This window comes from Mycobacterium sp. E2462 (assembly GCF_001672685.1).
Classification (GTDB): domain Bacteria; phylum Actinomycetota; class Actinomycetes; order Mycobacteriales; family Mycobacteriaceae; genus Mycobacterium.
Genome location: NZ_LZKC01000186.1, coordinates 1 through 24,442, shown reverse-complemented (window position 1 = coordinate 24,442; position 24,442 = coordinate 1). Strand labels below are relative to the sequence as shown.

General features: G+C 70.1%; 20 protein-coding genes and 2 pseudogenes. 13 read left to right on the top strand and 9 right to left on the bottom strand.

Features of this window, described 5'->3' with window-relative positions; genetic code table 11:
- Positions 1-105: 105 nt before the first annotated feature.
- Positions 106-480 (top strand): annotated as a pseudogene (locus tag A5714_RS09110) (alkaline phosphatase family protein); the annotation flags it as partial.
- A gap of 71 nt (positions 481-551) precedes the next feature.
- Here A5714_RS09110 and A5714_RS09105 read toward each other — a convergent pair.
- Positions 552-2,054, bottom strand: coding sequence for a mannitol dehydrogenase family protein (locus A5714_RS09105; RefSeq protein WP_068284675.1), 1,503 nt, complete (start codon positions 2,052-2,054; stop codon positions 552-554).
- A gap of 231 nt (positions 2,055-2,285) precedes the next feature.
- Complete coding sequence (locus A5714_RS09100; RefSeq protein WP_156671342.1) at positions 2,286-3,377, bottom strand: HoxN/HupN/NixA family nickel/cobalt transporter; 1,092 nt, start codon at positions 3,375-3,377, stop codon at positions 2,286-2,288.
- 180 nt (positions 3,378-3,557) lie between these two features.
- Between A5714_RS09100 and A5714_RS09095 the strand changes: the two genes are divergently transcribed.
- The gene (locus tag A5714_RS09095; protein WP_068064506.1) at positions 3,558-4,037 is read left to right on the top strand and encodes a Fur family transcriptional regulator; all 480 of its coding nucleotides are present in this window, start codon (positions 3,558-3,560) and stop codon (positions 4,035-4,037) included.
- Here the strand turns inward: A5714_RS09095 and mtr are convergent.
- Together mtr and A5714_RS09085 are read right to left on the bottom strand one after the other, a co-directional pair.
- The gene (gene mtr / locus A5714_RS09090) at positions 4,034-5,413 is read right to left on the bottom strand and encodes a mycothione reductase (protein WP_068284674.1); all 1,380 of its coding nucleotides are present in this window, start codon (positions 5,411-5,413) and stop codon (positions 4,034-4,036) included. The genes A5714_RS09095 and mtr overlap by 4 nt on opposite strands.
- A 13-nt stretch (positions 5,414-5,426) precedes the next feature.
- Positions 5,427-6,464 carry an alpha/beta hydrolase gene (locus A5714_RS09085; protein ID WP_068284672.1) on the bottom strand — a complete coding sequence of 346 codons (1,038 nt, stop codon included), beginning with the start codon at positions 6,462-6,464 and terminating at the stop codon, positions 5,427-5,429.
- A gap of 180 nt (positions 6,465-6,644) precedes the next feature.
- Between A5714_RS09085 and mqo the strand changes: the two genes are divergently transcribed.
- From mqo to A5714_RS09050, 7 genes and pseudogenes are all read left to right on the top strand, one after another.
- Entirely contained in the window at positions 6,645-8,132 is a 1,488-nt protein-coding gene (gene mqo / locus A5714_RS09080) for a malate dehydrogenase (quinone) (RefSeq protein WP_068284685.1), read from the top strand.
- 69 nt (positions 8,133-8,201) lie between these two features.
- Positions 8,202-8,672 (top strand): GNAT family N-acetyltransferase, encoded by a 471-nt coding sequence (locus A5714_RS09075; protein WP_068064513.1) that lies wholly within the window; start codon positions 8,202-8,204, stop codon positions 8,670-8,672.
- On the top strand, positions 8,669-10,513 hold the full coding sequence (locus A5714_RS09070) for a magnesium chelatase subunit D family protein (RefSeq protein ID WP_068284683.1): 1,845 nt from the start codon (positions 8,669-8,671) through the stop codon (positions 10,511-10,513). The genes A5714_RS09075 and A5714_RS09070 overlap by 4 nt, the downstream gene beginning before the upstream one ends.
- A 23-nt stretch (positions 10,514-10,536) precedes the next feature.
- The gene (gene cobO, locus A5714_RS09065; RefSeq protein ID WP_068284670.1) at positions 10,537-11,151 is read left to right on the top strand and encodes a cob(I)yrinic acid a,c-diamide adenosyltransferase; all 615 of its coding nucleotides are present in this window, start codon (positions 10,537-10,539) and stop codon (positions 11,149-11,151) included.
- On the top strand, positions 11,148-12,578 hold the full coding sequence (locus A5714_RS09060) for a cobyrinate a,c-diamide synthase (RefSeq protein ID WP_197502689.1): 1,431 nt from the start codon (positions 11,148-11,150) through the stop codon (positions 12,576-12,578). Before cobO ends, A5714_RS09060 begins: the two co-directional genes overlap by 4 nt.
- Positions 12,579-12,587: 9 nt before the next feature.
- A pseudogene (cobA, locus tag A5714_RS09055) lies at positions 12,588-13,807 on the top strand (uroporphyrinogen-III C-methyltransferase).
- 22 nt (positions 13,808-13,829) lie between these two features.
- Positions 13,830-15,446: an MFS transporter gene (locus A5714_RS09050; RefSeq protein WP_068064522.1), complete on the top strand. Its 1,617-nt coding sequence runs from the start codon at positions 13,830-13,832 to the stop codon at positions 15,444-15,446.
- A gap of 225 nt (positions 15,447-15,671) precedes the next feature.
- On the opposite strand, the gene A5714_RS09045 is transcribed toward A5714_RS09050, so the two are convergent.
- The 4 genes from A5714_RS09045 to A5714_RS09030 all read right to left on the bottom strand — a co-directional run bounded on the left by A5714_RS09045 (position 15,672) and on the right by A5714_RS09030 (position 18,761).
- Positions 15,672-16,142 (bottom strand): PaaI family thioesterase, encoded by a 471-nt coding sequence (locus A5714_RS09045; protein WP_068284668.1) that lies wholly within the window; start codon positions 16,140-16,142, stop codon positions 15,672-15,674.
- A complete protein-coding gene (locus tag A5714_RS09040) occupies positions 16,135-16,722 on the bottom strand; it encodes a sigma-70 family RNA polymerase sigma factor (protein WP_068284682.1) in 588 nt (195 codons plus the stop codon). Before A5714_RS09040 ends, A5714_RS09045 begins: the two co-directional genes overlap by 8 nt.
- Positions 16,723-16,890: 168 nt before the next feature.
- Positions 16,891-17,838 (bottom strand): TIGR03564 family F420-dependent LLM class oxidoreductase, encoded by a 948-nt coding sequence (locus A5714_RS09035; protein WP_068284667.1) that lies wholly within the window; start codon positions 17,836-17,838, stop codon positions 16,891-16,893.
- Positions 17,839-17,906: 68 nt separating this feature from the next.
- Positions 17,907-18,761, bottom strand: coding sequence for an SDR family oxidoreductase (locus A5714_RS09030; RefSeq protein WP_068284661.1), 855 nt, complete (start codon positions 18,759-18,761; stop codon positions 17,907-17,909).
- Between the two features lie 430 nt (positions 18,762-19,191).
- Here A5714_RS09030 and A5714_RS09025 point away from each other — a divergent pair, with 430 nt between their 5' ends.
- The 4 genes from A5714_RS09025 to A5714_RS09010 all read left to right on the top strand — a co-directional run bounded on the left by A5714_RS09025 (position 19,192) and on the right by A5714_RS09010 (position 23,259).
- Positions 19,192-20,022, top strand: coding sequence for an enoyl-CoA hydratase/isomerase family protein (locus A5714_RS09025; RefSeq protein ID WP_082959643.1), 831 nt, complete (start codon positions 19,192-19,194; stop codon positions 20,020-20,022).
- A gap of 2 nt (positions 20,023-20,024) precedes the next feature.
- On the top strand, positions 20,025-21,239 hold the full coding sequence (locus tag A5714_RS09020; RefSeq protein ID WP_068284660.1) for a CaiB/BaiF CoA-transferase family protein: 1,215 nt from the start codon (positions 20,025-20,027) through the stop codon (positions 21,237-21,239).
- 99 nt (positions 21,240-21,338) lie between these two features.
- On the top strand, positions 21,339-22,232 hold the full coding sequence (locus A5714_RS09015) for a Crp/Fnr family transcriptional regulator (RefSeq protein ID WP_156747240.1): 894 nt from the start codon (positions 21,339-21,341) through the stop codon (positions 22,230-22,232).
- Positions 22,233-22,287: 55 nt separating this feature from the next.
- A complete protein-coding gene (locus A5714_RS09010) occupies positions 22,288-23,259 on the top strand; it encodes a nitronate monooxygenase (protein WP_068284677.1) in 972 nt (323 codons plus the stop codon).
- Here A5714_RS09010 and A5714_RS09005 read toward each other — a convergent pair.
- Positions 23,224-24,222 (bottom strand): AraC family transcriptional regulator, encoded by a 999-nt coding sequence (locus tag A5714_RS09005; protein WP_068284659.1) that lies wholly within the window; start codon positions 24,220-24,222, stop codon positions 23,224-23,226. The two genes, A5714_RS09010 and A5714_RS09005, sit on opposite strands and share 36 nt — an antisense overlap.
- Between the last annotated feature and the right edge of the window lie 220 nt (positions 24,223-24,442).

Genomic DNA, 24,442 nt, shown 5'->3' with positions numbered 1-24,442 from the left:
TGAGCCTCCCGCGGGAGGCCGGTCTAGGCGCAGCGGGGGGCCGCCCAAAGCGCAACGGCGACAGCGCCGCGCGCCGGCCGGCGGTCGTCGTGCCACACTGACCGGGTGCCCGGTTCCCTGTGCGACATCATGCCCGCGGCGGCGGCCCTGCTGGGCGCGCCCGGCGCGCACGACGCCCTGGGGCTGGCCGACGCGGTGGGCGCCGTCGACCGCGTCTGCGTGGTGCTGGTCGACGGGCTGGGCTGGCAGCTGCTGCCGTCGCTGGCCCCCGCAGCGCCGCTGTTGGCGTCGGTGCTGGCCGGCGAGGCCGGATGGATCAGCCGCTTGGATTGCACCTTCCCCTCGACCACGCCCACCAGCCTGGTGTCGCTGGGCACCGGTGCGCCGCCCGGCCAGCACGGCATTCTGGGCTTCACGCTCAACGTGCCCGGCACGGATCGGGTGCTCAACCACATCCGGTGGCACGACGACCGCCGGCCGGCGCGCGGCGCTGTCGCCGTTGCGCTTTGGGCGGCCCCCCGCTGCGCCTAGACCGGCCTCCCGCGGGAGGCTCACTGGGACAACAGGTCTCGGTAATCGGTGCCCTGACAGCGCCGCAACGCGGCCGTCACGCCGTAGGTGTCGATCTCGCCGATCATCTCCCCGAGGAGACGGACGAAGTCGGGCACCAGGCGCAGCTCACCGAACGCTTCATGCCGGAGCAGCGGTTTGGGGTAGGTCTTGCCCAGCGACGCCAGCATGGTCAAGAGCTTGGCCTGCGGGTCCTCGATCGCAATGGCGGCCCCGGCGAGGTCGTATCCGTAGAGGTAGCGGGCCCAACCCGCGACCGCCAGCATCAGCAGGCCGTGCGGCCGGCCGAGGGCGATCGCCTCGTGCAGGGAGGGCAGCACGTATGCCGGCATCTTCTCCGAACCGCGCCGCGCCAGCCGCGACATCCGATCGCTGATGTGCGGGTTGCTCAACCGGTCGAGCAGCGTCGTGCAGTACGCCTGGACGTCGACTCCGGGGACTTTCGGCAGCAGCGGCGCGATCTCCTCCCGCATCAGCTGTTCGGCGTAGCAGTACAACGCGCGGTCGTTCATGGCGTCGTTGAGCCGCTGATACCCGGCCAGCGTCGCCAAATAGGCGATGGCGCTGTGCGTTCCGTTGAGGAGCCGGGTCTTGATCAGCTTGTGCGCGCTGACGTCGGTGACGAATTGCACGCCGACCTCTTCCAGCTGCGGGCGGCCGTTGCTGAAGGTGTCTTCGACAATCCACTGCCGGTAGGGCTCGGTGAGCACCGGCGCCCGGTCGGCCACGCCGAATCTGCGCTCGACGAACCGCAGGTGAGCCGCCTCGGTGTGCGGCGTGATGCGGTCCACCATGCTCGACGGGAACGCGACGTTCGCGTCGATCCATCGCCCGAGGGCACCGTCGCGCAACGTGGCGAACGTGACCAGCGCGGCGCGGGCGGTCCGGCCGCTGTCGGGCATGTTGTCGCAGGACAACACCGTGAACGGGGCTATGCCGTTGCGCCGACGGCGCTGCAGCGCCTCGGTAAGGTAGGCCCACGGCGTCCTGAAGTGGTCCGGCGCGTACAGGTCGGCGCGCACGTCGTCGGCGGTGACATCGAATTTCTGCGTGTGCGGATCGACGAAGTACCCGTTGCCGGTCACCGTCATGGTCACCACGCGAGTCCGCTCGTCGGTGAGGGCGGCGAGCACCGCGTCCCGCTCGTCCGCGGCGTAGTGCCAACCGCAGAGTGAGCCCACCACGCGGGCGTTCTGCGCCTCCCGTCCGCGTTCGGTGACGGTGTAAAGCCAATCTTGGCTCGCCAGAAGCTTTTTAACGTCGGGGTGGCGCAGGCTCACCCCGACGATGCCCCACTGCGTCGAGACGCCTCGGCACGCGAGTTCGTCGAGGTAGACCGCCTGATGCGCCCGGTGGAAATTGCCCACACCGATGTGGACGATTCCCGGGGAGAGCGCGGACCGGTCGTAGGTGGGCACCCGAACTCCGTCGCGGTGCAATTGCAAAGTGGCTGTGCTCAACGCAACGACGTCGTGACGCCGCATTCGGATTACTGTGGACACGGCGCTACCCCCGGGGAACGTGGGTCGAGGTTTCGTGGGAAGCGCAAGTGCTAGACGCTTGAGCCGGTGGTTACCCTCGGCATATCGCGGCAAACGACGGGGGCCAGATGTGTGCGGCGCGTGGCGTCGTGGTCCGGCGGGCGAAGTGGTTCGCGGCCAAAAACGTTGTCCGCGTGTGAACGCTGTCGCCGCGGGTACGGGGGTCTCGGCGGCTCAACGCGCCGTGTCGCGCGTCGCCCACCTCTGCTCGAGGCGGCCGTACCGCCACACCAGCACGGCCACCGCCCAGGTCACCGCGAACATGCCGACGATGAAGAAACCGACCGCGTTGAGGTCCAGTCCGGCGACGTAGTCCCAGAACGCGCCCCGCCAGCCGAACTGCCCCGCCATCAAGGTGAGCAGCTCGACACTGCCGATCACCCACGCGACCGCCACCGACAGGGCGGTGATGGTGAGGTTGTAGTAGATCTTGCGCAGCGGATTGGCGAACGCCCACCCGTAGGCGAAGTTCATGAATGAACCGTCGACGGTGTCCAGCAGGCACATGCCGGCGGCGAACAGGACGGGCAGACACAGGATCGCGTACCACGGCAGCCCGGCGGCGGCGCTGGTGCCGGCCAGAACCAGCAGCGCGATCTCGGTGGCGGTGTCGAAGCCGAGCCCGAACAGCAATCCGATGGGGTAGCAGTGCCAGGACCTGGTGACCGACCTGGTGAACGGTCTGAGGATGCGGGTCATCAGGCCCCGGTTGGCCAACTGCCGGTCCAGCTCCGCGCCGTGGACGTCCGCGTCGAATTCGCCGCGGCGCAGCCGGGCCAGGACACGCACAATGCCTACCAGCACAACGACGTTGAGGATGGCGATCACGTACAGGAACACCCCGGAGACGCCGGTGCCGATCAACCCCGTGTAGTGGTGCAGCGCGGAGGAGTCGTCTTGGACCGGCCCGACGACCGCGCGGACCCCGCAGGCCAGCAGCACCGCCAGTCCGAAGACCACGGTGGAATGGCCCAGCGAGAAGAAGAAGCCCACGGCCAGCGGGCGCTGGCCGTCGTTCATCAGCTTGCGGGTGGTGTTGTCGATGGCGGCGATGTGGTCGGCGTCGAAGGCGTGCCGCAGGCCCAGCGTGTAGGCGGTCAGGCCTATTCCGACGCCGAAGGCCTTGCCGCCGACCGTGTATTGGGCCGGTGCGACGAGGGCGACCAACGTGAACCAGCCGATGACGTGCAGCGCGACGATCACCGCGAGCATCGACGCCAGCCGCCCCCACTCCGCCGGCGCCAAGGCGCCACCGACCCTGGCCATCCAAGACGTCGAGGCGTCGGCACTGGCCACCGGGGTCCTTCCAGGTCCGTCCAGCTTCGCGGGCAACCGGCACGACTGTAAGTTCCGCCGACCCCAGATGCAACCCGGTCGCAGGAGCCGGCGCCGGGTGAATCGGCGTCAGAACTGGCGATCCGGGGCGTCGGGCGCAACACTGAACGGGTGACGCCCAAGCCCTCGGCCCTGGACCCCTCCGTCACCGCGCGCCTCGGCGACTTCCTGCGCGCCCGGGGGCTGCGGCGGATGACGTCGCGGATCCAGGTGCTGGCCGTGCTCGAGCCCATCGCCGGGCACCTGTCGGTGGCCGAGATCCACCAGCGGGTCCGCGAGGGCCTCCCGCCCGGCGCGCAGGCCCCCGACGTGGCGACGGTGTATCGCACGGTGACCACCCTGGTCGACCAGGGCCTGCTGCACGCCCTGACCCTCGAGGGCGGGGTCACCACCTACGGCCTGGCCACCGCGCCGCACCATCATGCCGTGTGCACCCGCTGCGCCACCCTGATCGAGGTGCCCGCGCGTCAGCTCAGCGCCGCGCTCGAACACGCCATGGCGGGCAGCTCCTTCGCGTTGTCCGAGGCGGCCGGCCTGACGCTGCACGGGCTGTGCCCCAGCTGCCAGGACGAGCGGCCCGGCGCCCGCTAGTACAGCTTCAACAGCGCGTTCTCGACGACCTCGGACAGCGCCGGGTGGATCCAGTACTGGCCGCGCGCCATCTCGGGGGCGGTCAGCCCGAAACTCATCGCCTGGATCAGCGGCTGGATGATCGACGACGCCTGCGGACCCATGATGTGCGCGCCCAGCAGACGGCCGCCGTGGCGCTCCGCGATGAGCTTGACAAAGCCCGTCGTGTTCTCCATCGCCCAGCCGTAAGCCACGTCGCCGTACTGCTGGACCGCCACCGAGATATCGAAACCCCCTGCGATCGCCTGGTTTTCGGTCAATCCCACGGTGGCCACCTGCGGGTCGCTGAACACGGCCGACGGCACGTGCCGGTGGTCGGTCCTGGCCAGGGAATCCGTGTCGTCCCAGTCGCGCAGCAGGTTGTGCCGCACCACGCGGGCCTCGTGGTTGGCCACGTGCTTGAGCTGATAGGGCGAGGAGGCATCGCCGAGCGCGAAAACGCCGCGCGCGCTGGTGCGTTGGAACTGGTCGACCAGGACTCGGCCGTCCTCGGTGTCCACACCGGCCTGCTCGGCGTCGAGCTGGTCGCCGTTGGGCACCCGGCCGGTCGCGACCAGCAGCAGGTCGGCGTCCAGGGTGCGCCCGTCGTCGAGTTGCAGGGTCACCCCGGCGTCCCGGTTGGTGCCGCCCACGACGTTGCGATGGGTGCGTACCTCCCATTGCGCGGCGGCGATGCGGGTGAACCGTTCGCAGATGGCGTCGTCGCAGTGCCGCAACAGCCGACCACCCCGGATCACCAGCGTCACCCGCGTGCCCAGCGCGGTGAAGATGTGCGCGAATTCCGCTGCCACATAACCACTTCCGACGATCACCAGGTGCTCGGGCAGCTCCGGGACCCGCATGATGGTGTCGCTGGTGTAGTAGTCGATGCCGCAGTCGAGGATGGCGGGCGGGACCGTGGGCCGCGATCCCGCGGCGATCACCACCTGCTCGGCGGTGAATTCGTCCCCACCGTCGGTGCGCAGGAGGTAGCGCCCGTCGGGCTGAACCGGGCCGAACCGAGTGTGTTGTTGGTACACATCGACATTGGGGGACGAGCGGCGATAGTCCTCGCCGCTCAACCCGATGGGATCGATGCGGCCGAAGATGCGCGAGACGATGTCGGCCCAGCGCACCCCGTCCACCGTGGCGTCGATGCCGTACCGGGCGGCGTCCCGGACGGTGGTGGCGACCTCGGCGGCGTAGCCGAACATCTTGGTCGGGATGCATCCGACGTTCAGGCAGGTGCCTCCGAACGTGCCCTGCTCGCAGATCGCCGTCCGCTTGCCGGTGAAGCGCTCGTCCAAAATGGTGTTGCCGGAACCGGTTCCGATGATCGCGATGTCGTAGGTTTCCATGCCGTAAGACCCCTTATGCCTCTTGCGCCGCTACCGCCGCGCCGGGCCCGGTGGCGCGCAGGTAGCCGTCGAGCCACCAATCCAGCTCTCGATAGGCCGAATTGCGCGGCGCCGGCAGCGACAGGAAGACGTCATGCTTGGCGTCGACGATCGGAACGATGGCCGTGCGATTGCCCAGACAGCCCGCCCAGCGGGCGATCTGGGCGACGTCGAGGACGGCGTCGCCGCACTCCATGGACGTCGGGTCTGCGCTTTCGCGCACGCTGTGATCCGACCGCAGGACCAGGTTGGGGACCCCGACGTCGAGACCGCGGTGCAGCCTGGCCTGCCCGCGGCGCACGGCGTGCAGCCAGCCGAAGGTGATCGGGAAGCCGCCCACCGGTTTCCACTGCAGGTTGTAGTCGAACTCGCCGTGATAGTCGCGGTGCAGGCTGGTGCCGTAACCGCCCACGCCCGGCGACCGGGCCACGCCCTTGGACCGCACTCGCGACAGTCCGGCGAGCAGCGCGACCGTGGCGGAATGGCGCAGCGCGGCGGGCCCGGGCAGCTCCAGAAACGGGCTGTTGAGCACGAGCCCGCCGACGGTGGCGTGCGCCGCCGGGTCGCGGCGGCGCAGCCGGTCCAGCCACAACGACACGATCAGCCCGCCCGCCGAGTGTCCGTACACCAGGATCTTGGCGGGTCGCGCGGTCGCGGCGACCAGGGCGAGTGCCGCCTGTAGCTCGGTGTCGTAGTTCTGCAGGTCGGTGACGAAGTGCGGCGTCTGGCCGTCGCGCCGCGAACGCCCGCATTTGTGCAGGTCGAGCGCGAAAAAGTCGAAGCCGCGGGCGGCGAAGTGCTCGGCGAGCGCGGTGTGGAAGAAGTAGTCGGTGTAGCCGTGCACCGCCAAAACCGCGTGCCCCGGCGGCGCGGTGTCGGCACCGTCGTGCCCTGGCGCCGGCCCGCGGCGGATCAGGGTCGCGGCGATGTCGCCCTCGCCGGCCGGGTCCGTGCCCAGCGGGATGGTGCGCTGCCAATAACCAGGCAGGACGTCGGGCTCCCAGCCAGTCACCCCGCCATTCACCAAGCCAGCTTAGAGCCTTTGCTGCCCCGGGGGAGGCGCACGCCGTTCGCGCGCGGTACCCGTCGGGATAACCTGGGACCGGCACGCCCCGAGGGAAGGACCAGCACGCCGGTGTCATCGCTAGCCAGTACCGCGCGGACGGACGTCGTGCTGGTGGGTGCGGGCATCATGAGCGCCACCCTGGCCGCGTTGCTGCGCCGGCTGCAGCCGGATTGGTCGATGACCGTCGTGGAGCGGCTCGACGCGGCCGCCGCCGAAAGCAGCAGCCCCTGGAACAACGCGGGCACCGGGCACTCGGCGTTGTGCGAACTCAACTACACCCCGCAGCTGCCCGACGGCTCGATCGACATCAGCAAAGCGGTGCGCGTCAACGAGCAGTTCCAGCTGACCCGCCAGTTCTGGGCCTACGCCGTGGAGAACGGCATCCTGACGGACGCGGGCTTCGTCAACCCGGTCCCGCACGTGAGCTTCGTGCGCGGGGCGGACCGCGTCGACTATCTGCGGCGCCGACAGCGCGCCCTGGCCGGCAACCCGCTGTTCGCCGGCGTCGAATTGATCGACGACGCCGGTGAGTTCGCGCGTCGGCTGCCGCTCATGGCGGCCAAACGCGACTTCTCCGAGCCGACGGCCCTCAACTGGGCGCCGCACGGCACCGACGTCGACTTCGGAGCGTTGTCTGCGCAACTGCTGGGATATTGCGTGCGCACCGGCGCCACGGCGTTGTTCGGGCACGAGGTGCTTGGCCTGAGCCGTCAGTCCGACGGCAGCTGGCGGCTGCTGCTCCGCAATCGCCGCACCGGCGAAAAGCGGCGCATCGACGCGAAATTCGTGTTCGTCGGGGCCGGGGGTGACGCCCTGCCGTTGTTGCAGAAGTCCGGCATCGCGGAGGCGAAGGGTTTCGCGGGTTTCCCGATCGGCGGCCGCTTCCTGCGCGCCGCAAACCCCGCGCTCACCGCCGCGCACCGCGCCAAGGTGTATGGCGCCCCGGCTGCGGGCGCCCCGCCCCTCGGGGCCCTGCATCTGGATCTGCGCTTCGTCAACGGCAAGCCCTGGCTGGTGTTCGGTCCCTACGCCGGGTGGTCCCCGAAGTTCTTGAAGCACGGTCGCCTCACCGACCTTCCGCGGTCGGTGAAACCGGACAACGCGCTGTCGATGCTGGGCGTCGGGCTCACCGAGCGGACGCTGCTGGGCTATCTGATCGCTCAGCTGCGACTCTCGGCGCCGGACCGGCTACGCATGCTGCGCGAATTCGTTCCCACCGCAACGGGTTCGGACTGGCAGCTGACGGTGGCCGGCCAGCGGGTGCAGGTGATTCGCCGGGACGGGCGCAGGGGTGGCGCGTTGGACTTCGGCACCACGCTGCTGCACTCCGATGGCATCGCCGGGCTGCTGGGCGGCTCGCCGGGGGCGTCGACGGCCGTCTCGATCGCCCTGGACGTGTTGCGCCGCTGCTTCACCGGCCGCTATCCCGCCTGGGCGCCCACGCTCACCGAGATGGTGCCGTCGCTGGGAGTGCAGCTGTCTAAGGAGCCGGCCCTCTACGACGGGGTGTGGTCGTGGAGCTCTCGGGTGCTGGGGTTGGACCGGCAACCCGGCGCGGCGCCACCGGGTCCGCATTCGTCCCACGCCACAACGTCGCCGACGGGGGTGTCATGAGTTGCGCTGTCTGCGATGCGAAGCGAAGCGATGTGGGCCTGAGTCCCGCCGACGGGAAAGAGCAACGTCATGACTGAAGCGCTGCGGCGCGTCTGGGCCAAAGACCTTGACGTGCAAACACTTTACGAGCTGCTGAAGCTGCGGGTGGAAGTGTTCGTCGTCGAGCAGGCCTGCCCGTATCCGGAGCTGGACGGGCGGGACCTGCTGGCCGAGACCCGGCACTTCTGGCTGGAAACGCCTGAGGGTGAGGTGATTTGCACGCTGCGGTTGATGGAGGAACACGCCGGCGGCCAGAAGGCCTTTCGGATCGGCCGGCTGTGCACCAAGCGCAGCGCCCGCGGCCTCGGCCACACCACCCGGTTACTGCGCGCTGCGCTGGCCGAGGTCGGCAAGTACCCGTGTCGGATCAACGCGCAGACCTATCTGGCGGACATGTACGCGCAGCACGGGTTCGTCCGGGACGGCGACGACTTCCTCGACGACGGCGTCCCGCACGTGCCGATGCTGCGGCCCGGTTCCGGGCTGGCGGAACTGTGGTGAAGCCGTACCCGTTCAGCGCCATCGTCGGTCACGACCAACTGCGGCTCGCGCTGCTGCTGTGCGCGGTGCGCCCGGAGATCGGCGGCGCGCTGATCCGCGGCGAGAAGGGCACCGCCAAGTCGACGGCCGTGCGCGGGCTCGCGTCACTGTTGGCGGCCGCCACCGGCGGCGCCGGCGGCGGCTTGGTCGAAATGCCTTTGGGCGCAACCGAAGACCGGGTGGTCGGCTCGCTGGACTTGCAGCGGGTGCTGCGCGACGGCGAGCACGCGTTCTCACCCGGCCTGCTGGCGCGCGCCCACGGCGGCGTCCTGTACGTCGACGAGGTGAACCTGCTGCACGATCACTTGGTCGACGTGCTGCTGGACGCGGCCGCGATGGGTCGGGTGCACGTCGAACGCGACGGCATCTCGCATTCGCACGAGGCGCGGTTCGTGCTGATCGGCACGATGAACCCGGAGGAGGGTGAGCTGCGTCCCCAACTGCTGGACCGCTTCGGCTTGACGGTCGACGTGCGGGCCTCGCGGGACGTCGACGTCCGGGTCCAGGTCGTCCGGCAGCGGATGGCCTACGAGGCCGACCCGGACGGGTTCGCCGAGCGGTACGCCGACGCCGAGGCCGATCTCGCTCGCCGGATCGCCGAGGCGCGCGCCCTGGTCGCCGACGTGGACCTGCCGGACGCCGAGCTGCGCCGCATCGCGGCCGTGTGCGCGGCGTTCGACGTCGACGGCATGCGCGCCGATCTGGTGGTGGCCCGCACCGCCGTCGCACACGCCGCGTGGCGGGGCGCCGCAACCGTTGCCGAGCAAGACGTCCGGGTGGCTGCCGAGCTGGCGTTGCCGCACCGGCGCCGCCGCGATCCTTTCGACGACCCGGGCATCGACCGCGACCAGCTCGACGACGCGTTGGCGCAGGGCGGACCGGACGCCGAGCCCGATCCCGACCCTCCGGGCGGTGGAGCGCCGGATCACGGGGAAAATGGTGCGCCGCAGCAGGATCCGGGGCCCGGCTCGGCGGCGCCGGCGCCGCGGACGACGCCGAGTGCGCCGCCGTCGAAGACCTTCCGCGCCCGGGCGTTGACGGTTCCGGGGGTGGGGGTCGGGGCCCCCGGGCGCCGGTCGCGGGCGCGCAACGCCACCGGCAGCGTCGTGGCGGCCGCCGACGGCGACGACGCCAGCCCCGGCGCTCACGGGCTGCACCTGTTCGCCACCGTGCTGTCGGCCGCCGCGCGGGCCGGGCGCGGCCCGCTGCGGCCCCGGCCCGAGGACGTGCGGCGGGCCGTCCGCGAGGGTCGCGAGGGCAACCTGGTGATCTTCGTCGTGGACGCGTCGGGCTCGATGGCCGCGCGCGACCGCATGGCCGCGGTCGGTGGGGCCACCCTGTCGTTGCTGCGCGACGCCTACGAACGCCGAGACAAGGTCGCCGTCATCACCTTTCGCCAGCAGGAGGCGCGCCTGCTGCTGCCGCCCACCTCGAGCGCCCACATCGCCAGCCGGCGGCTCGCCCGGTTCGATACCGGCGGCCGCACGCCGCTGGCCGAGGGGCTGCTGGCCGCGCGCGCGCTGATCGTCCGGGAGAAGGCGCGCGACCGGGCGCGGCGCGCGTTGGTGGTGTTGCTCACCGACGGCCGGGCCACCGCGGGCCCGGACCCGTTGGGCCGCAGCCGCGCCGCGGCGGCCCGCCTGGTGGCCGAGGGCACCGCCGCGGTGGTGGTGGATTGCGAAACGTCGTTCGTGCGGCTCGGGCTGGCCGAGCAGCTGGCCCGCCAGCTCGGTGCGCCGGCGGTCCGGTTGGAACAGTTGCACGCGGAGTCCCTGACGCGCGCGGTGCGCGACGTCGCCTGAGGCGCACGGAGAGGAGTAGCGCTGTGCCACAAGGTGTCCCGGTTCGGGTTCCCGACGACGGCCTCACTACGCGGGCCCGGCGCAAGGCACCGGTGCTGGCGGTGCACACCGGCGCGGGCAAAGGAAAGTCGACCGCGGCCTTCGGGATGGCGCTGCGGGCGTGGAACGCCGGGCTGGCCGTCGCGGTCTTCCAGTTCGTCAAGAGCGCCAAGTGGAAGGTGGGGGAGGAGGCGGCGTTCGCCCGGCTCGGCCGCCTGCACGACGAGCACCGCGTGGGCGGGCCGGTCGAATGGCACAAGATGGGCGCCGGCTGGTCGTGGACCCGCAAGGCAGGTAGCGAGGTCGACCACGCGGCCGCCGCGGCGGACGGCTGGCGGGAGATCGCGGCCCGGCTCGCCGCGCAACGCCACGACTTCTACGTGCTCGACGAGTTCACCTACCCGCTGAAGTGGGGTTGGGTGGACGTCGACGACGTGGTCGACACGCTGCTCGCGCGGCCGGGCCAGCAGCACGTGGTGATCACCGGGCGCGACGCCCCGCCGCGCCTGCTCGAGGCCGCCGATCTGGTGACCGAGATGGCCAAGGTCAAACACCCGATGGACGCCGGCCGCAAAGGCCAGAAGGGCATCGAGTGGTGAGTGTCCCCGCGGTGGTGATCGCCGCGCCCGCGTCGGGCAGCGGAAAGACCACGGTGGCAACGGGTTTGATCGGCGCGCTGCGCCGCGCCGGTCACGTGGTGGCGCCGTTCAAAGTGGGCCCGGATTTCATCGACCCCGGCTATCACGGCGTCGCGGCCGGCCGCGCGGGCCGCAACCTGGACCCAGTCATGGTCGGTGACGCCCTGATCGGCCCGCTGTACGCCCACGGCGCCGGCGGCGCGGACATCGCGGTGATCGAGGGCGTGATGGGCCTGTTCGACGGGCGCATCGGTGCTGCTCCGAGCGTCCCGGCCACCGGGTCCACCGCGCACGTGGCCGGGCTGGTCGGCGCGCCGGTGCTTTTGGTGGTCGACGCCCGCGGGCAGAGCCAGAGCGTCGCCGCGCTGCTGCACGGCTTCTCGACGTTCGACCCGGCGACGCGCATCGCCGGGGTGATCCTGAACCGGGTCGGCTCGCCCCGGCACGAGCAGGTCTTGCGGCAGGGCTGTGAACACGCCGGACTCCCGGTGCTGGGCGCCATCCCACGCAACGCCGAATTGGAGCTGCCGACAAGGTATTTGGGGTTGGTGACGGCCGTGGAGTACGGGCGGCGGGCCCGCGCGGCCGTCGACGCGATGACGGAGTTGGTGGCCCGGCACGTCGACGTGGCCGCCGTCGCGGCGGTCGCCGCGAGCCGGGTCCCCGACGCCGCCTGGGAGCCCGCGGCCGCGTTGTCGCCCGGCGTCGAGCGCGCGGCCGGGCGCGCCACCGTGGCCCTCGCGGCCGGCAAGGCGTTCAGCTTCGGCTACGCCGAACACGCCGAGCTGCTGGCCGCCGCGGGCGCCGACGTGGTCGCGTTCGACCCGCTCGTCGACCCGTTGCCCGACGCGACGGACGCGGTGCTGTTGCCGGGCGGTTTCCCCGAACAGTTCACCGCCGAGCTCTCGGCCAACGACGCCGTGCGCCGGCAGATCAACGCGCTGGCTGCCGCCGGCGCGCCCATCCACGCGGAGTGCGCCGGGCTGATCTATCTGGCTGCCGAGCTCGACGGGCAACCGATGTGCGGGGTGCTGGCCGGGTCGGCGCGCTTCACCTCGCGCCTCACCCTGGCCTATCGCGAGGCCGTCGCCGTGGCCGATTCGCCGCTGTACACCGCGGGCCAGCGGGTCGTCGGGCACGAATTCCACCGCACCGTCGTGGCGTTCGACCGGCCCTACGCGCCGGCGTGGCGGTACCGCGTCCACGACGGGGCCTCCGGCGCGGACCCGACGCGCGACGGCGCCGTGCACGCCGGCGTGCACGCGTCGTACCTGCACACCCATCCCGCGGCGGCTCCCGAGGCCGTCGGCCGGTTCGTCGCACACGCGGCGGCGCGGGGCTACGGGCGCGCGGGTCGGCGGGACGGGACGCCCGCGGGCAGCCACTAGGCTTGCCGGGTGACCGAGAACGCCTACCTGGTGGGACTGCGGCTGGCGGGCAAAAAGGTCGTGGTGGTCGGCGGTGGCAACGTGGCCCAGCGCCGGCTGCCGCTGCTCATCGCCAGTGGCGCGGACATCCACGTGATCGCGCGCGCCGCCACCCCGGCCGTCGAGGCGATGAGCGGGATCAGCCTGTCGTTGCGCGCCTACCGCGAGGGCGACCTCGACGGCGCCTGGTACGCCCTCGCGGCCACCGACGACGCGCAGGTGAACGCGGCCGTGGTCGCGGAGGCCGAACGGCAGCGGATCTTTTGCGTGCGGGCGGACATCGCGGTCGAGGGCACCGCGGTCACCCCCGCGTCGTTTCGCTACGCGGGGCTGTCGGTGGGCGTGTTGGCCGGCGGCGAGCATCGCCGCTCGGCGGCCATCCGGTCGGCGATCCGGGAGGCGCTGCAGACGGGAGCCATCGCGCCCGAAACCTCGGCCACCGGCGACGACGTGATCCGCGGCGGGGTGGCGCTGGTCGGGGGCGGTCCCGGAGACCCGGAGCTGATCACCGTGCGCGGGCGCCGGCTGCTCGCGCAGGCCGACGTGGTGGTGGCCGACCGGCTGGCGCCGCCGGAGCTGCTCGCCGAGCTGTCGCCGCACGTGGAGGTCATCGACGCCGCCAAGATCCCCTACGGCCGGGCCATGGCCCAGGACGCCATCAACCACACCATGATCGAGCGGGCCCGCGCGGGCAGCTTCGTGGTCCGCCTCAAGGGCGGCGATCCCTTCGTCTTCGCGCGCGGTTACGAGGAGGTGCTGGCGTGCGTCGACGCGGGGATCCCGGTGACCGTCGTGCCGGGTGTGACAAGTGCCATAGGGGTGCCCGCCCTGGCGGGCGTTCCGGTGACTCATCGGGCCGTAAATCACGAGTTCGTGGTGGTCAGCGGCCATCTCCCACCCGGTCATCCCGAATCGTTAGTGAATTGGGATGCGTTGGCCGCAATGAGCGGGACCATCGTTTTGCTGATGGCCGTCGAGCGCATCGAGCTCTTCGTGGACGCGCTGCTGAAAGGCGGCCGACCAGCGGATACACCGGTCCTGGTGGTCCAGGAGGGTACGACGGCGGCTCAGCGCACTTTGCGGGCCACCCTCACCGACACGCCGGAAAAGATCCGGGCGGAGGGTATCCGACCTCCCGCAATCGTCATCATCGGGGCGGTCGCGGCGTTCGGGGCTTAAACGGTTCTTAAGATTACTGTAAGGTAACCCTTTATGACGGCTCTCAACGACTCCGAGCGCGCTGTCCAGAACTGGACCTCTGCGCGCCCCGATCGTCCGGCCCCCGCGCGCGCGATGTTCCCGGCGGAGACCGCCGCGAAGCCGCCGGCGAAGACCGCCGCCACTCGGATCAGCAAGTATTACCCCGCCTGGCTACCGTCGCGCCGGTTCATCGCGGCGGTCATCGCCATCGGCGGCATGCAATTGCTCGCGACCATGGACAGCACCGTCGCCATCGTGGCGCTGCCCAAGATCCAGAACGAGCTGAGCCTGTCCGACGCCGGGCGCAGCTGGGTGATCACCGCCTACGTCCTGACGTTCGGCGGCCTGATGCTGCTCGGCGGCCGGCTCGGCGACACCATCGGACGCAAGCGCACGTTCATCGTCGGCGTCGCCCTGTTCACCATCTCGTCGGTGCTGTGCGCCGTTGCCTGGGACGAGGTGACCATGGTCATCGCGCGGCTCTCCCAGGGCGTCGGGTCGGCCATCGCCTCGCCGACCGGTCTGGCGCTGGTGGCGACCACGTTCCCGAAGGGCCCGGCGCGTAACTTCGCGACGGCGGTGTTCGCGGCGATGACGGCCATCGGCTCCGTGATGGGGCTGGTGGTCGGCGGGGCGCTGACCGAGGTGTCCTGGCGGCTGGCGTTTCTGGTCAACGTGCCGATCGGCCTCGTGATGATGTACCTCGCCCGCACCGCGCTGCGGGAAACCCACCGGGAACGAATGAAGCTCGACGCCACCGGGGCCATGCTGGCCACCCTCGCGTGCACCGCGGCCGTGTTCGCCTTCTCGATGGGCCCGGAGAAGGGTTGGGTGTCGATCACCACCATCGGGTCCGGCGTGGTGGCACTGGGCGCCGGCCTGGCCTTCATCGTCGTGGAGCGCACCGCCGAGAATCCGGTGGTGCCCTTCGACCTGTTCCGGGACCGCAACCGGCTGGTCACCTTCATCGCGATCTTCTTGGCCGGTGGGCTGATGTTCAGCCTGACCGTCTGCATCGGCCTGTACGTGCAGGACGTGCTGGGTTACAGCGCGCTGCGCGCGGGCGTCGGCTTCATCCCGTTCGTCATCGCCATGGGCATCGGGCTGGGCATCTCCTCGCAGCTGGTGTCACGGTTCTCGCCGCGGGTGCTGACCATCGGCGGCGGCATCCTGCTGTTCTGGGCGATGCTCTACGGCTGGGCGTTCATGCACCGCGGCGTCGCATACTTCCCGAACCTGGTGTTGCCGATCGTGGTCGGCGGCATCGGCATCGGCATGGCCGTCGTCCCGCTCACGCTGTCCGCGATCGCCGGCGTGGGCTTCGACCAGATCGGCCCCGTGTCCGCGGTCACGTTGATGCTGCAGAGCCTGGGCGGGCCGCTGGTGCTGGCGGTCATCCAGGCCGTCATCACCTCGCGGACCCTGTACCTGGGCGGCACCACCGGCCCGGTGAAGTTCATGAACGAGGCGCAGCTGCACGCGCTGGACCACGGCTACACCTACGGTCTGCTGTGGGTGGCGGGCGTGGCCGTCATCGTCGGCGGCGCGGCACTGCTCATCGGTTACACCCCCGACCAGGTCGCGCACGCGCAAGAGGTCAAGGAAGCGATGGACGCCGGGGAGCTGTAGCTTCCCCGCTCACACCGGCCGCCGCCGTGGCGGTATCAGCGCGGGCGCGACCAGAAGTGCGGCGCCCCCCGCCCGCCCAGGGCAACGGCGCATTCGCGACGGCCGCCGGGGCCCGGTCCCCACCTGGTCGGCAGAATAGGCAACGGCAGCGCGCAGCCCGGTCCTCGGGTGCGCAAACGCAGGCCGGCGGCTAGGCCAATGCATCGACAGGTCACCGAGCGGGCGTCATGCCAATCGCGTCATGTCCTTGATCAGCTGTGAGACGGCCGAGGCCGACGCGATGCGCCTGCCCCGCGAGTCGGAGAGCTCCCCGCTGAGCAATACGGTGGCGCTCGTCACCTGATCCACGCGCGCGTCGGCGACGAAGACGGCGCCGGTGCCCGCGCGCAGGTAGTTCACCGTCATCGTCAGCGTGGGGCAGGGGTGGCTGGTGACCAGCGAACCGCAGTGCGTCACGGCCTGATCGAGCATCTCGGCGATCGCGCCCCCGCTGAGCCCGACGAAGTTGTACGAGCCGGGCCCCGGCTCGTAGCAGACGCGCAGGCACCGCTGCGCGCGCGAGCCCTCGAGCATCCGCGCCCGCAACGCCGAAAGGTTGCCTGGCAGAGCGCTGTTCGCGTGCGCGATCCACTCGGCTTCCGACAGCGCAGCTCCCGCACCGCCGAATAGGCCCAGATAGCCATCCTGGTCAAGCACGGTCGAAGCCGTGATCCCGGGCGACGTCGGCCAGCGACTCGCGCAACCGGCGCCGGGCCGCGTGCAGCCGCGACATCACCGTCCCGATGGGAATGTCCAGGATCTCCGCGATCTCGCGGTACCGGTAGCCGTGGACGTCGGCGTAGTACACCGTCATCCGCAGGGTCTCGGGCAACGCCTCCAGCGCGTCGATCACCTTGCGGTCCGGCACCCGCTCGAGCGCGTCGAGCTCCGCGGGCCGGCAATACGACGGTTCGTAATGACGCCGGCGCGCCAGGTGTTGCCAGTCTCCGATGTCGCCGCTCAGGTGCTCGGTGGGACGGCAGCACAGTTTGCGGTGATTGTTGATCCAGGTGTTGTGCATGATGCGGCACAGCCAGGCCCGCAGCCGGGAGCCCTCACGAAACGTGTGGAACTGGCGGTAGGCCTTGAGCATGGTCTCTTGGACCAGGTCCTCGGCATCCGCCCGACTGCGGGTCAAACGCCTTGCGGCGCCGTACAGGTCGTCGAGAAGCGGGATCGCATCACGCTCGAAACGAGCGGTCAGGTCCGGGCTCATCTCGGTGCACTCGTTACGCATGATCACGCGGTCCGATTGCCGGTGTGGGCCGCCCCGCGCTCCGGCGGAGCCTGCAGTGGCTGCGCGGTTCGGCGTAACCGAGAGACCTCGCCGCCGGCGCCCGGTCGTTGGGCCGACTGACGCAACGATGCGATGTTCGATCTCACCCGAATACCCCCTGTGCCCGCGTCATCCGGTGGGTTGTCGCGCTTCGGCGTACCTGACGTTGCGCAGCAGTTCTTCAGTGCGCGCAATGCTCTCCGGGCTGTCGCCGAAGGGATCACCGGCGAATTCGTCCACCCCCGCGTTGCGTAACTCCTCGATGCGGTCGGACACGGTGGCTTCGTCACCGACCAGCAGCGTGTCCTCCGGGCCCGCGTATCCCTCGCGATCCAGCATCGCGCGATAGGACGGCAATGTCCCGTAAATCGCGTACTGCTCGGCGGCTTTGGCGCGCATGCGGTCGACGTCATCGGTGACGCAGACGGGAAGCAGGGCGATGACCTTCGCCGATCCCTCGGGCCGGCCGGCGGCGGCCGCGGCCTCGCGCAGGCCCGGACCGATGTGCGTCGCCAACGTCTTGGGGCCGGTCATCCAGGTGATCGTGCCGGCGGTGCGCCGGCCGGCCAGGCGGAGCATCTGCGGGCCCATGGCGGCGATATAGACGGGCGGCGTTGGCGCCCCGGGAATCTGCAGCGACCCGCGGGTGGTGATCCGCTCGCCAACCGCGTCCGCCGCGTCCCCGGCCAGCAGCGGCAGCAACCCGTCGAGGTACTCGTTGATCAGCCGGACCGGCTTCTCCCAGGGGATTCCCCACAGCTCCTCGCTCATACCGGGGTGGTTGACGCCCAGGCCCAACAGGAACCGGCCGTTGGACAAGACGTTGAGCGTCAATGCGCGCTGCGCGGTCATCATCGGGTGCGCCACCTGGACGGGCAGCACCGCGGCGCCGATCTCGATGTCGGGGACCTCGCGGAAAGCCACCGCCAGCACGCTCGCCAGGTCGGGTTCCCAGGGCAGCTGCGGTGACCATACGCGGTCAAAACCCAAGTCGCGCAGCCGATGGACACGCTCGAGATAGTTATCGATCGACGACGCCGTGCCGTCGGAGAGATAACTGCATACGCTGATCTCCATGGTGACTCCTTCGTCAGCGAAAGTCGTTTGGCGGGCGGGGGTTTCGGTAGTATCGCGTAGGGGCGCCGTCACCGCGCCGCCCCGGCGGACATCGGTCCGCGGTAGACGGCGGCGAGCCGACGCTGAAAATAGCGGTCCAACAACGCCGGTGCGTAACGGGACGCGCGCCACGTCAGGCGGCTCGCCATGCCCGGAATGGTGAGCGGCTCGCGCTTGTCGATGCCCCGGATGGTCTCGCGGGCCACCTGTGTGACGCTCAGTGGCGGAACGCTTTTGACGATCGCGCGGTTTTCCGCGGTGCGATAGGTGTCGAGTGTCGCCACCATCGGCGAGTCGAACTCGGGTGGACACACCAGTTGCACCGTGACGTTCTGGGGTCCCATCTCGATGCGCAGCGAGTCGGTGAAGCCGTTGAGGGCGTGTTTGGCGGCGGCGTAGGCGGTTAGGCCGAAGACACCGAGCATGCCGGCCATCGAACTGACGTTGACCAGATGCCCGCGGCTCTCCTTCAGGTAGGGCAGACATGCCATCGTTGCGTTGACGACACCGAAGAAGTCGACGTCCATGACCGCGCGGAAGTCATCGTGGGTGAGCCGCTCGAAATATCCCTCCCGCAGGATGCCCGCCGAGTTGATCAGCACGTCGATGCCACCCGAGGCGGCGCGGACCTCGTCGAGCGCCGCCTCGACAGCTTCGGGATCGCTGACGTCGACGGACTGCGTCGTCACGCGGGCGCCCGCCGCGCCGGCGGCGACCTGCTCGCGGGCGCGGCTCAGGCGGTGCGGGTCCTGGGCGACCAAGGTGATGGCCAGCCCGCGGCCGGCGAGCTGCCGGGCCAGCTCGAGCCCGAGCCCGGACGAACCGCCGGTGATCACGGCGTGTTGGCCGGGGCGCAGCCAGCCACCGTCAGCGGAACCGGCCAACGCAGACCTGTGTACGGCAAATCGTTTGGTGAGAAGCGATGTCATTCGTCAGATTCCTTCGGCATCGGGTCTGCGCCGTCACGAGTTGGTGCGTTGGCCGTCGACCACGGGCGACTTCTTTCGTTGCGTCTGGGCTGCCGCGAACCAAGCTGGCACGGGCTCACGGCCAGCCTAAGTGCGAATGCCCGTGTGCCCGGCCGTTGTTCGGCGGGCGTGCGCCTACGCGGGCATCTTGTGCGCGTTTCGGGCAAAGTCGGCGAACCGGTGACGGCCCAACTTGGCGACGCGCCGCGTCGTGAGTGTAGGGCCGCAGCCCGGTGACTAGGCCGAGCAGCATAGGGAAGTTGAGCGTTGCGCGAGGAACACGGAGCTGATAGGAAGTAATAAGTATGACGAACGGCATACTGAACCGAGTGAGAGAAGCTCCGCGATGAGCACGACTGTGGACACACCCGGCGGGGCGCCCGCGCGACTGGTGGTACCCGGACCGGACACCCCGGCGGTGGGACGGCGGCTCGACGGTCCGGTGGCCGTCCTGACCATGCAGCATCCGCCGCACAATTTCATCGGGCACGCGCTGATCGCCGGCCTTTTGGACGGCCTGCGGTGGGCCACCGATCAGGGCGCGCGGGCGGTCCTGCTCAACAGCGGGCTGCGCAACTTCTGCGCGGGCGCCGATGTCACGCTCTTCGAAAGCGCGGACCGGGGAGTCGCACCGGACTTCGACGTCGTCGGGGTGCTACGCGCCTTCGACACGCTGCCCATCCCGATCGTGGCCGCGATCCACGGCGTCACCGTCGGCGGCGGCCTCGAGATCGCGGTCGCGTGCGACCTCGTCATCTCCAGCGAATCGGCCAAGATCGGTTGTGTGGAAGCAACACTCGGCCTCAACCCGCTCATGGGCGCCATCCAGCGCATCACCCAGCGGGCGGGCGCGGCGCGCGCCAAGGAAATGGTGCTGCTGGCGCGCCGCTATGACGCCCGCACGCTGGAGCGCTGGAACATCATCAACCGGGTGGTGCCCGACGACAAACTCGCCGACGTCAGCATGTCGATCACCCAGGAACTGGCTAACGGGCCCACCATCGCCCACGCCTCCACCAAGGCGATCGTGTCCTACACCCTGGCGCACGGCGTCGCGGCGGCCGACGACGCGATGCACGAATTGCAGGCTCCCTATTGGGAATCCGAAGACCTCAAGCGCGGGCTGTCGTCCCTGGCGGCGAACGGCCCCGGCGCCGCTCGTTTCGAGGGGCGCTGACCATGACGCTGCCACTCGACGGAGTCCGGGTCGTCGACTTCACCCGCGTGCTCGCCGGGCCGCACTGCACCAAGCACCTGCTCGATCTCGGAGCCGAGGTCATCAAGATCGAGCCGCCCGCGGGGGACATCAGCCGCGTCGCGTATCCGCGGCAGGGTGAGATCAGCGGGTACTACGCGCAGCAGAACGCCGGCAAACGGAACCTGAGCATCGACTTGAACGTGCCCGCCGCCCGCGACGCGGTGGGTCAGCTGTGTGACACCGCCGATGTCGTCGTCGAGAATTTTCGCCCCGGTGCGCTGGCCGCCTTCGGGCTCGGCTACCAATCGGTAGCGGCCCGCAATCCCGCCGTGGTCTACGTTTCGATCAGCGGCTACGGACAGTCGGGGCCGTGGCGCACCCGAAGCGCCTACGCGCCCACCGTCCAAGCCGAGGTCGGCTTCACCGCAAACACGTTGCACCAGTTCGACGTCGAGGGCGACGAGCGGCGATCCGATTCGCTGTCGCACGGCGACGTCTACGCCGGTCTGCACGGCGCCATCGCGGTGCTGGCCGCGCTGCAACGGCGCACGGTGACCGGGCAGGGACAATACGTCGACGTGGCCATGGCCGCCGTCCTCACCTCGATCAACGAACGTATCCACTACGACCTGTCCGGCCTGGACATCGGTGCGGAGCCGCCGATTCTGGGTGCCACTGACTGCCCGTTTTTCACCAGCCCGGAGGGCGTGGAGTTCGTCGCGCCGGTCAGTCTCGTCGGCACCATGACGTTCCCCTTCTACCTGCGGGCCATGCGACGGCCCGATCTCGCCGACGACGAGCGGTTCCGCACCGTGGAGCTGCGCCGCCGCAACGCCGCGGCCCTGCACGCCATCGTCCAAGACTGGATCTACGGCTTTGACTCCATGGATTCGCTCGACGCACAATTCGATGAGGCCAAGGTCGCCACGGGCCGGTTGCGCGATGCCGTCGAATTCAACGAGACCGAGTGGGCCAAGGGCTGGGTGACGACGCGCGAGGTGTCGGATCGTCACGGCGGCGTGATCACCATTCCCGCCCCGCCATGGCATTTCAGCGACCACGACGGGCTGCTCGACGACCAACTGCCCGCCCGGCAGGGCGAACACAACGAAGAGATTCTGAAAGAGCTCGGCTGCACCGACGGCCAGATTCAAGCCCTCAAGGACAGCGGCGCGCTGATCGGCCCGGTGGGCTGACCTCGGTCGCCGCCCCGCGCGGAGCGGCCTGCGCGATTCGGGAAAAAGGTTGCGTGCGACGGCGAGGCCGTTGCTGGCGGCCGGCATAGCGTCGGTGGGGTGACGAGCGTAGCGCCGGTGGCCGTGGCATTGGTGTTGCTGATCGCGGCGTCGCTGTGGTGGGCGGCGGCCCACCCCGGATGCATCGTGCCCGCGGTGGATCGCGACGGTGCCGACCGGCCGGTGGCGCCGACGTCGTCGCCGAGGGCGCGGTCAACTCCTGAGACCCTCTCTGTCACAGCCGATTACGACGTCCGCCAGGCGCTCTTCGCGTCGGGCATTCTGGCCAAGACGGACCCCGTTGCGGCGTCGGTCATGGCGAAGCGCCTGCAGCCGACCGCCTTCCCGCCCGGCTGCGTCCTCGATGATCAAGACGACTTCGGAATGCGCCTGTACGTGATCGTTTCCGGCAAGGTCAAGGTCTGCTGCCGGCGCCACGACGGTCAGCAAGTGGTCCTCGCCGTCCTCGGGCCGTCGGAAATCTTCGGCGCCATCACGCTTTTCGACCCCGAGGCCAACGAGTTGAGCGTCACCACGCTGACCGATGTCGTCGCGGTGCCGATCGAACGCCGGCAATTGTTGCGCTGGATGGCCGAACGCCAGGAGGTCACCGACCAGGTGTTGCGCCTGTTCGCACGGTGGGTCAAGCGCACCACCGACTCGCTGGTGGACGTGGCGTTCTCCGACACCGAACGGCGGATCGCCGGGCGGCTACTCCTGTACAGCCAGCGGTTCGGCCGGCAAGAGCAAGGCGCGGTGCGGGTGCTGCAGGACCTGACGATCACCGATTTCGCGCGTTTCGTGGGCGTGGCCCCCAAGACGGTCGACCTGACGTTGCTGGACTTCGAAAGCCGCGGCTGGATCCGGATGGACGGCGACAGCGTGGTCATCGTCGATGGGCAGGCGCTCAGGTCGATGTCGGCCATGAGCGGCGCGGAATCGCCGGGCGCCTGACGTGTTCGATCGATTCTCGCTGGCGGACCTGCGCACGCGGGTGGTGTGCGCGCCCATGGCGGGCGGACCATCGACACCGGCGTTGGCCGCGGCGGTCAGCAACGCCGGTGGGCTCGGGTTCCTGGCAGGCGGCAAACTGTCCGCCGAGGACCTCGCCGACGCGATCGAGGCCACCAGATTTCTCACATCCGGCCCGATCGGCGTCAACCTGTTGGTGCCACAACGCAGCATGGTCGGCTCGGCGGAAGAGATCGACGCCTACGCGGCGGTTCTGGAGGCGGAGGCCGAGTACTACGGGGTGGTGTTGGGCGAACCGCGCCACGACTACGACGAGTGGGCCGCCAAGCTCGAGGTCGTCTACGACCTGCGGCCCGAGGTGGTGTCCTACACCTACGGCCTGCCGAGCAGGCTGGAATGCCGGCGGTTGGGCGCGGTCGGGGTCGTCAACGTCGCCACCGTGACCACGGTGCACGAGGCATTGTGCGCGCTGAGCCGCGGGGTGGATGCCCTGGTGGCGCAGGGGCCGGCCGCGGGTGGGCACCGGGCGACCATCGACCCGCGTGCCGTGCCGCCCGACGATTCGCTCGACGAGCTGGTGGCCAACCTGACGGGCTGCTGCGAGTGTCCCGTCGTCGCGGCCGGCGGAGTGTCGACGAGCGCGGACGCGCGCAGGCTCTTCGACGCCGGCGCCGCCGCGGTGCAACTCGGCACCGCGTTCCTCCTCGCTGACGAGGCCGGCACGAATGCGGTTTACCGTGCGGCGCTTCGCAGTCCGGCGTTCGCCGGGACGGTGGTGACCCGCGCGTTCACCGGTCGCTACGGGCGGGCGCTGCGCAACCGGTTCACTCAAACCTACGACCGCCACGCCGTTTTCGGGTTTCCCCAAGTCGCCGCCATGACGGCACCGCTGCAGGTCGCCGCGCTGAAGATGGGCGACCCGCACGGCGTCGCGCTGTGGGCGGGATCGGGTTTTGCTGCGGCGCAGCCGGGTTCAGCCGCGGACATCATCGACGGGCTGGTGGGCTAGGGCGCGCGCTTCGCGCGGCGTCACCCCGAAATGCTGTTTGAACACCGCCTCGAACGTGCTCATCGAGCGGAACCCGCTCTCGAAGGCGATGCTGGTGATCGTCGTGCCCGGGGACGACCCGCGCAGCAGGTCGGCGGCGCGGTTTACCCGGGCGCTGCGGATCAATTCGCTGGTCGTGGTGCCCGCCTGCTGCAACGCCAGCTGGATCTGCCGCACCGACCAGCCCAGCGCGGCGGCGATCGCCCGCGGGCTCAGCTCCGGGTCTCGGGAGTGCGCGGTGACGTACTGGCGGACGGCGTGCTCGACCGAGTTCAGCGTGTCCGGCAGGCCGCAGCGTTCGAGCATGGACGCGATGAGCAGGTCGGTCAGCGTGGTGCACGATCGGGTGAACTGGTAGCTGTCGAGGGTGCGGTGCTGTTGGCTGACGGTCGACAGCATCGAGAACACCACCGAGCCCAGCCCGTTGCGCAGGTCTACCACCGTGGGATGCCGGTCCATGGCGGCGGGGCAGCTGACGTCCGTGGCTTCGAACGTCCAGCCCCGCACCCCGAACGCGTGGCGAACCTGCAGGGGGCGCGCCTTGGTGAGCACTGCCGCCTGGCCCGGCACCAGCCGCATCTGGACCCCGCTCTGCTCGACCTCCAAAACGCCGTGGCGGGCGACCAGCAGCAGGTTGCCCTGGCGGTCGTCGGCCTTGACGTCGGCGTCGGTGCGCACATACCGCAGAGCGTCCGACCAGAAGTCGACCAGCTGATGGGTGGCGTTGCGCTGCACCACGGTGCCGCCACGGAACACCGGCGGATCCGCGAAATGCAGTTGCAGCGAGCCGTGATTGGTGCGGACATGCTCGACCCAGTACTCGGAGGGCTCGCCGGGGGCGTATGCCGTGTCGATCCATTCGACCGTGTAGTCCGCCGGGCGCAGCGGCTCGGCAACAGCGACGTCTCGGGATGTGCACGTCATAGACCGCCTCCAGCAAGCTTGACCAGCGCCGTCAGTCTTCAGCGCGTTAACAGGAGTAACGGGGGACTTTGAGACCCGGTTCACTGCCATCGCGCGCGCCGTACGCGACCGGGCGGTTTCCGTGCGCACCGCAGGTAGCCCCCCGCCTCCTCAGCGGGCGCAGGCCGCCCGCATCGTCACCGAGCGCCAAGTCACCGCTAGCCCGATGGCGGTGACCTGC

What these genes read in the sequence shown, in the direction of transcription:
- A5714_RS09025 (WP_082959643.1), top strand. Translation starts at nt 19,192, where the DNA reads ATGAGCACGACTGTGGACACACCCGGCGGGGCGCCCGCGCGACTGGTG.
- A5714_RS09105 (WP_068284675.1), bottom strand. Translation starts at nt 2,054, where the DNA reads ATGCGGCGTCACGACGTCGTTGCGTTGAGCACAGCCACTTTGCAATTG.
- A5714_RS09050 (WP_068064522.1), top strand. Translation starts at nt 13,830, where the DNA reads ATGACGGCTCTCAACGACTCCGAGCGCGCTGTCCAGAACTGGACCTCT.
- A5714_RS09010 (WP_068284677.1), top strand. Translation starts at nt 22,288, where the DNA reads ATGGCGGGCGGACCATCGACACCGGCGTTGGCCGCGGCGGTCAGCAAC.
- mqo (WP_068284685.1), top strand. Translation starts at nt 6,645, where the DNA reads ATGAGCGCCACCCTGGCCGCGTTGCTGCGCCGGCTGCAGCCGGATTGG.
- A5714_RS09040 (WP_068284682.1), bottom strand. Translation starts at nt 16,722, where the DNA reads ATGCGTAACGAGTGCACCGAGATGAGCCCGGACCTGACCGCTCGTTTC.
- A5714_RS09020 (WP_068284660.1), top strand. Translation starts at nt 20,025, where the DNA reads ATGACGCTGCCACTCGACGGAGTCCGGGTCGTCGACTTCACCCGCGTG.
- A5714_RS09075 (WP_068064513.1), top strand. Translation starts at nt 8,202, where the DNA reads ATGACTGAAGCGCTGCGGCGCGTCTGGGCCAAAGACCTTGACGTGCAA.
- A5714_RS09100 (WP_156671342.1), bottom strand. Translation starts at nt 3,377, where the DNA reads ATGGCCAGGGTCGGTGGCGCCTTGGCGCCGGCGGAGTGGGGGCGGCTG.
- A5714_RS09005 (WP_068284659.1), bottom strand. Translation starts at nt 24,222, where the DNA reads ATGACGTGCACATCCCGAGACGTCGCTGTTGCCGAGCCGCTGCGCCCG.
- A5714_RS09035 (WP_068284667.1), bottom strand. Translation starts at nt 17,838, where the DNA reads ATGGAGATCAGCGTATGCAGTTATCTCTCCGACGGCACGGCGTCGTCG.
- mtr (WP_068284674.1), bottom strand. Translation starts at nt 5,413, where the DNA reads ATGGAAACCTACGACATCGCGATCATCGGAACCGGTTCCGGCAACACC.